General features: G+C 69.9%; 8 protein-coding genes. 5 read left to right on the top strand and 3 right to left on the bottom strand.

What is annotated here, in order from left to right; translation table 11 throughout:
- Positions 1–92 precede the first annotated feature (92 nt).
- Positions 93–581: a polyadenylate-specific 3'-exoribonuclease AS gene (locus H5411_RS29540; protein ID WP_101434802.1), complete on the bottom strand. Its 489-nt coding sequence runs from the start codon at positions 579–581 to the stop codon at positions 93–95.
- 20 nt (positions 582–601) lie between these two features.
- The gene (locus tag H5411_RS29535) at positions 602–1,363 is read right to left on the bottom strand and encodes a lysophospholipid acyltransferase family protein (RefSeq protein WP_101434803.1); all 762 of its coding nucleotides are present in this window, start codon (positions 1,361–1,363) and stop codon (positions 602–604) included.
- 219 nt (positions 1,364–1,582) lie between these two features.
- Here H5411_RS29535 and H5411_RS29530 point away from each other — a divergent pair, with 219 nt between their 5' ends.
- From H5411_RS29530 to H5411_RS29515, 4 genes are read left to right on the top strand one after another with little or no spacing between them, the layout of a single operon-like run.
- Positions 1,583–2,350 carry an alpha/beta hydrolase gene (locus tag H5411_RS29530; RefSeq protein ID WP_101434804.1) on the top strand — a complete coding sequence of 256 codons (768 nt, stop codon included), beginning with the start codon at positions 1,583–1,585 and terminating at the stop codon, positions 2,348–2,350.
- Positions 2,347–2,886: a hypothetical protein gene (locus H5411_RS29525; RefSeq protein ID WP_183125705.1), complete on the top strand. Its 540-nt coding sequence runs from the start codon at positions 2,347–2,349 to the stop codon at positions 2,884–2,886. The genes H5411_RS29530 and H5411_RS29525 overlap by 4 nt, the downstream gene beginning before the upstream one ends.
- Before the next feature lie 10 nt (positions 2,887–2,896).
- Positions 2,897–4,036 carry a glutamate--cysteine ligase gene (locus H5411_RS29520; RefSeq protein WP_183125704.1) on the top strand — a complete coding sequence of 380 codons (1,140 nt, stop codon included), beginning with the start codon at positions 2,897–2,899 and terminating at the stop codon, positions 4,034–4,036.
- A gap of 18 nt (positions 4,037–4,054) precedes the next feature.
- Positions 4,055–4,495: a YdeI/OmpD-associated family protein gene (locus H5411_RS29515; protein WP_183125703.1), complete on the top strand. Its 441-nt coding sequence runs from the start codon at positions 4,055–4,057 to the stop codon at positions 4,493–4,495.
- On the opposite strand, the gene H5411_RS29510 is transcribed toward H5411_RS29515, so the two are convergent.
- Positions 4,492–5,058, bottom strand: a complete 567-nt coding sequence (locus tag H5411_RS29510) for a TetR/AcrR family transcriptional regulator (protein ID WP_183125702.1) — start codon at positions 5,056–5,058, stop codon at positions 4,492–4,494. The genes H5411_RS29515 and H5411_RS29510 overlap by 4 nt on opposite strands.
- Before the next feature lie 107 nt (positions 5,059–5,165).
- On the opposite strand from H5411_RS29510, the gene H5411_RS29505 reads away from it, so the two are divergent.
- Positions 5,166–5,954, top strand: coding sequence for an oxidoreductase (locus H5411_RS29505; protein WP_183125701.1), 789 nt, complete (start codon positions 5,166–5,168; stop codon positions 5,952–5,954).
- Positions 5,955–6,000: the final 46 nt, after the last annotated feature.

Raw genomic sequence — 6,000 nt, 5'->3', positions numbered from 1 at the left:
CGCGCCGTAGTCACACTCAGCTTCGGGGTGCCCCCAACGAGGCCCGGGTGCAATGTCGCCGCCAGGCGACGAGCCGAACCCCCAAGAACGACTCACCGCCTCCGGAAAGCCTCCTCAATAACCTCCCACCGCTGCAAGTTATGCCGGGCATCAGCCAACGCGTCATGCTGATCCCCAGGCGCAGCAGGCAACTTGGGCTTTCCCGCGTCCTCCCACCTCTGACGGAGATCCCGGGTGAACCGGGGCAGCTGCCGAGGCAACGCGGGCATCGGCCCCCACAGCTGCGCCAGCGCCACGTGGTCATACGCCGCGAACCAGGCCCACAGCTCGATCCCGCCCGGCGGTTTCCCGAAGAACTCCAGCAGGTCGGTCCGGATCCGCTCCCGGCTCCGCCACGCCGGATCCGCCGGAGACGGCAGCTTGGGCAGCACGTTCTCCCGCACCCAAGCCCCGGCCCGTCCGGGGTCGAAATCGGTGGACACGGCATAGAACTCGCGTCCGCGCTCGTCAACGACACCGATCGACACCAGGTCGATCGTCACGCCGTCCTCGATGAATTCGGTGTCGTAGAAAAAACGCACCGGGGAACTCTAGTAGGGCGCTACCCGGCCTTCGTTTCCGGCACCCGGTCGGCGTCCAGGCCGCGGGCCTGGGCCGGCACCGCGGGCTTGACCCCGGCCGCCTCGGCGGCGAGCAGTTCCTTGGCCTTGGCCGCGTAGATGTCGACGTATTCCTGGCCGGACAGCTCCATCAGCGCGTACATGATCTCGTCGGTGATCGACCGTTCGATGAACCGGTCGCCGGCCAGGCCCTCGTAGCGGGAGAAGTCGAGCGGCTTGCCGAAGCGCACCTCGAGCCGCCGCGGCCACCACATCCGGGAACCGATCGGATTGACCTTGTCCGTGCCGATCACCGCCACCGGGATCACCACGCCGCGCGATTCGAGCGCGATCCGGGCGACGCCCGTTTTGCCCTTGTACAGCCGCCCGTCCGGGGAACGGGTGCCCTCGGGGTAGATGCCGAGCAGGTGCCCGTCCTTGACCAGCCGGATCGCGGTGTCGAGCGCGGCCTGCGCGGCGTTGCCGCCGGAGCGGTCGATGGGGAACTGGCCGACGCCGGTGAAGAACCACTTCTTGAGCAGGCCCTTGAACCCGGGCTCGGTGAAGTACTCCGATTTCGCCGGGAAGGTGACCTTGCGCTTGACCCGCAGCGGCATGAAGAACGAATCCGCGACCGCGAGGTGGTTGCCGGCGAGGATGGCGCCACCCGTCTCGGGGATGTTTTCGGCGCCGACGACTTTGGTGGGCCACAGCGTCTTCAGCAGCGGCCCGATGAACACCCACTTCATCAGCCAGTACAGCACCGGGTTCCAGTCCTTTCCTGCCCGCGCGGGCCCCGGCAGGCCAGGGTACGGAACAAGGACCGGCCCGCACAACGCGAGAACGGGCGGTCACCCGGGGGCAGCGACCGATCTCACAGCGGAACCGGAAGGATCCTCGCTTCCGCGAGGGGGACCCACAACCCGGCTTCGTCGTGAGAGCATGGGAGGACTCCACCGCTTCGATTCGGAAGGGCGTTCGTGATGGGCGTGCTCGCCGGCGCGGAACCGTTCTCCCACCCGGGTTCCTCCGGGGCCGGCTTCCTGCTCTGCCACGGATTCACCGCGACGCCGCACGGCATGCGCGCCTGGGGCGAGCACCTGGCCCGGGAAGGCTTCGCGGTGCGCTGCCCGCTGCTGCCCGGGCACGGCACGCACTGGCGCGACCTCAACCGGACGACCTGGCAGGACTGGTACGGAACCGTCCGCGAGGCGCTGCTGGCGCTGCGCGCGGACTGCGACCAGGTGTTCGTCGGCGGGATGTCGATGGGCGGGACGCTCACTCTCCGCCTCGCCGAGGAGTTCGGCGCGGACATCTCCGGCCTCGTGCTGGTCAACCCGTCGGTCACGCGGCTGAGCCTCGACGCCAAGGTGCTGCCGCTGCTGTCGCGAGTGGTCCCTTCGATCCGCGCGATCGGCAACGACATCGCGAAGCCCGGCGAGGTCGAACTGGCGTACCCGCGCACGCCGGTGCGAGCCGCCGCGAGCCTGGCCCGGCTGTGGAAGATCGTGCGCGCCGACCTGCCGAAGGTGACGCAGCCGGTGCTGCTGCTGCACTCGCGGGTCGACCACATCGTCGAACCCGAGAACTCGCAGATCGTTCTGGACGGCATCTCGAGCACGAACGTGACCGAGGTGGTGCTGGAGAACAGCTTCCACGTCGCGACGCAGGACCACGACGCGGAGCTGATCTTCAGCCGCAGTGTCGACTTCGCCCGGCAGCTGCGGGCGGGACAGGTGGGTGCCGGATGAACCGGGGGAAAGGCGCGGACGGACCCGAGGACGTCGACGCCACGTTCGCCGAGATCGTGGCCGACCTGCGAGCCGAGGGCGTGGGCGTGTTCCTGGACGAGGACCCGTTCTCCGGCGCCGGCCCCGCGTCCGCCGAACCCGACGCGTCCTCCAAGGCCGAACCCGAAGCGGGCGGCGCCAAGCCGAAGCCGTCCGCGGACCCGCCCGCCCCGTCCGCGCCGCCGGAGGGCTGGCGCACCGGCGGCGCCGACTGGGACGCCACGATGTTCTCCGGCGACCCGGCCGAGGACGACGAGCACTACGTGCCGCCGGAGCCGCCGCCGCTGCCGCGCTGGCGCAAGGGCGCGTTCATCGTGCTGCTGTTCTTCGTCGTCGGGCTCCTGCTGCTGATCGTGCCGAACCTGATCGGGGTCGGTCCCGCGCTCGCCACGCCGCTCGGCATCCTCTCGCTCGCCACCGGCATCGCGCTGCTCCTGCTGCGCGTGCGCCAGGGTCCGCCGCCCGGCGCGGACCCGAGCAACGGCGCCCAGGTCTGACCGGGCGGGCATGCGGATCGACTTCCACGCGTCCCGGCGTTCCACCGTCGGCGCGGAATGGGAACTCGCGCTGGTGGACCGGCGCAGCGGCGAACTGCGGTCGGTCGCGGAGGAACTGCTCGCCGCGGTCCGCCCGGACGACCGGGCCGAGCATCCCCGGATCAAACAGGAACTGCTGCTCAACACCATCGAGGTGGTCAGCGGCGTCTGCCGCACGGTCGGCGAGGTGAAACACGACCTCGACGAGGCGCTGGACGAGGTGCACCGGGTCGCCGATCCGCTGGGCGTCGAGGTGTTCTCCGCCGGCTCGCACCCGTTTTCCTCGTGGTACCGGCAGAAAGTGACCGACAAGGAGCGCTACGCCAAGCTGATCGACCGCACCCAGTGGTGGGGCAGGCAGATGCTGATCTACGGCGTGCACGTCCACGTGGGGCTCGACCACCGGGACAAGGTGCTGCCGGTGCTCGACGGGCTGCTGCGCTACGCGCCGCACCTGCAGGCGCTGTCCGCGTCGTCGCCGTACTGGTCCGGCGAGGACACCGGGTACGCCTCGAACCGGGCGCTGATGTTCCAGCAGCTGCCGACCGCCGGGCTGCCGTTCCAGTTCCGCGAATGGGCGGAACTGGAGGGGTACGTCGAGGACATGTTCACCACCGGCGTGATCGACCATTTTTCCGAGATCCGCTGGGACATCCGCCCGGCCCCGCATTTCGGCACCATCGAAATGCGCGTGTGCGACGGGCTGCCGACGCTGCAGGAGGTCGGCGCGATTTCCGCGCTCACGCAGTGCCTGGTGGACGACTTCAGCGACCGCCTCGACAAGGGCGAAGCGCTGCCGGTGCTGCCGCCGTGGCACGTGCAGGAGAACAAGTGGCGCGCCGCACGCTACGGCCTGGACGCGATCGTCATCCTCGACGCGGCCGGCCGCGAACGCCTCGTGACCGAAGACCTCGCCGAGCTGCTGGACCGGCTGGAACCGGTCGCCAAGCGGCTGGACTGCGTCCGCGAACTGCGCGATGTCGAGCACATCCTCCGCGTCGGCGCGAGCTATCAGCGGCAGCGGGCGGTCGCGAAGCAGTACAACGGATCCTTGAAGGCCGTGGTCGCCGCGCTGGTCACCGAGATGCGCGACGGCGTGCCGCACGCTTAGCTGGCCCGGGAGGCAGCGATGTCGCATACGTTCCGCACGCTCGTCGAGCTCAACGGCAAAACCGCCACCGGCTTGCGGGTCCCGGCCGAGGTGGTCGAGGCGCTCGGCCAGGGACGGAAGCCGAAGGTCCGGGTGACGATCGGCCCGCACACCTACCGGAGCACGGTCGCGGTCTACTCCGGCGAGTTCATGCTGCCGCTCAGCGCGGCGAACCGGGAGGCGGCCGGGGTCGCCGCCGGGGAGACGGTCGAGGTCACGCTCGAAGCGGACCTCGCCGAGCGGACGGTCGAGGTGCCGGACGACCTCGCGGCGGCGCTGGCCGAACGGACCGGCGCGCGGGCCGCGTTCGACAAGCTTTCCTTTACCGCACAACGGGAACGCGCCGAAGCCGTCACGTCGGCCAAGCGTGCCGAGACGCGGGAGCGGCGGATCGCGAAAATCGTCGCCGAGCTTGCCTAGCCCACGGTCAGACCTGGTTTGCCGAAGCCGCCGAGCACGGTGTCGACGACACGGGTCGCCAATGCGTCCGGGTCGTCGGAGTCCTGGTCCTGCGCCGCTTCGTGGATGAGCGCGCAGTACACGCGGCGCGCCCACACCAGGTCGACGCCGGGCCGCAGCGCGCCGCTCTCCGCCAGCCGCCGGAAGAACACGTCGCACTGGGCGACGACGTCCGGGGTCAGGACGCCTTCTTCCGCCCGGTGCGCGTTCATTGCGAAGCCCCACCGGAGCTTGACGCGCAGCACGTTCGCGGTCACCTGGTAAAGCGCCACCAGCGGCTGCGTGACGTCGGGACGGACGCTGGCGAGCGCGTTCTGGAACTGCTGCGTCGCCCAGAGGGTCATGGCGTCCACCAGCGCTTCCCGGCTGGCGAACCGGCGGTGCACGGTCGTCCGCGAGACGCCGGCGGCCTCGGCGATCTGCTCCATGGTCGCCGACGGGTTGTCGCTGAGCACGCGTTCGGCGGCCTCGAGGATCGCCTGGGCCGTCCGTTCCGAGTCCGCGCGCCGGGCCCGTTTCTCCATGCCGCTCAGTTTACGCCATGGTTGCCACTCGATACTTAGTTGCGTCACTGATGTTGCAACTGCTAGCTTAGTCGCATCGTCCTTGACACACTTTGGGGGTTGTCCCGATGGACCTGCAACTGAGCGGCAAGACGGCGGTCGTCACCGGAGCGAGCCGAGGAATCGGACTCGCCACGGTTTCCACGCTGATCGGCGAAGGGATGCGAGTGGTGGCCGCCGCCCGCACGATCACGCCGGAGCTGAAGGAAACCGGCGCGGTGCCCGTCGCGGTGGACCTCTCGGCTCCAGACGGCCCCGGACAGTTGATCGACCAGGCCGTCGCGGAGCTCGGCGGGCTGGACGTCCTGGTGAACAACGTCGGCGGCGGCGACAGCGCCAGCGGGCAGGCCGGAGGTTTCCTGGCGCTCACTGATCAGCAGTGGACGGACATGCTGGAGCTGAATTTCCTCGCCGCGGTACGGGCTTCCCGGGCCGCGCTGCCGCATCTGGTCGAGCGCCGGGGCGCGATCGTCACGGTTTCCTCGAACGGTGCGCGGATGCCGCACTCGGGCCCGATCGCTTACACCACCGCGAAAGCCGCGCTGACCGCGTTCGGGAAGGCGCTGGCGGAGGAGTTCGGACCGCGGGGCGTACGGGTCAACACTGTCTCGCCCGGACCGGTTCGCACTGCGCTGTGGGAAGGTCCGGACAGCTACGGCGCCGAGCTGGCGTCGTCGATGGGGTTGTCGCACGAGGATTTACTGGCCGGGCTGCCCGCCGGTGCGGGGATGCTGACCGGCCGCCTGGTCGAACCGGATGAGGTGGCCACGTTGATCGCGTATCTGGCGTCGCCGCTGGCCGCGAGCATCACCGGGGCGGACCACCTTGTCGACGGGGGATCGGTGAAGACCGTGTGACGGCTGCTTGGCGCGCCGACACTCTTGGCTCGCCGGCTCAGTGCCC

Origin of the sequence: Amycolatopsis echigonensis, from assembly GCF_014174495.1 — a bacterium.
Classification (GTDB): domain Bacteria; phylum Actinomycetota; class Actinomycetes; order Mycobacteriales; family Pseudonocardiaceae; genus Amycolatopsis; species Amycolatopsis echigonensis.
The sequence above is the reverse complement of the archived record's forward strand: the minus strand, read 5'-3'. Positions and strand labels throughout refer to the sequence as shown.

Excerpts from the sequence above, each read along its gene's own strand:
- H5411_RS29530 (WP_101434804.1), top strand. The coding sequence starts at position 1,583 with ATGGGCGTGCTCGCCGGCGCGGAACCGTTCTCCCACCCGGGTTCCTCC.
- H5411_RS29525 (WP_183125705.1), top strand. The coding sequence starts at position 2,347 with ATGAACCGGGGGAAAGGCGCGGACGGACCCGAGGACGTCGACGCCACG.
- H5411_RS29520 (WP_183125704.1), top strand. The coding sequence starts at position 2,897 with ATGCGGATCGACTTCCACGCGTCCCGGCGTTCCACCGTCGGCGCGGAA.
- H5411_RS29515 (WP_183125703.1), top strand. The coding sequence starts at position 4,055 with ATGTCGCATACGTTCCGCACGCTCGTCGAGCTCAACGGCAAAACCGCC.
- H5411_RS29510 (WP_183125702.1), bottom strand. The coding sequence starts at position 5,058 with ATGGAGAAACGGGCCCGGCGCGCGGACTCGGAACGGACGGCCCAGGCG.
- H5411_RS29505 (WP_183125701.1), top strand. The coding sequence starts at position 5,166 with ATGGACCTGCAACTGAGCGGCAAGACGGCGGTCGTCACCGGAGCGAGC.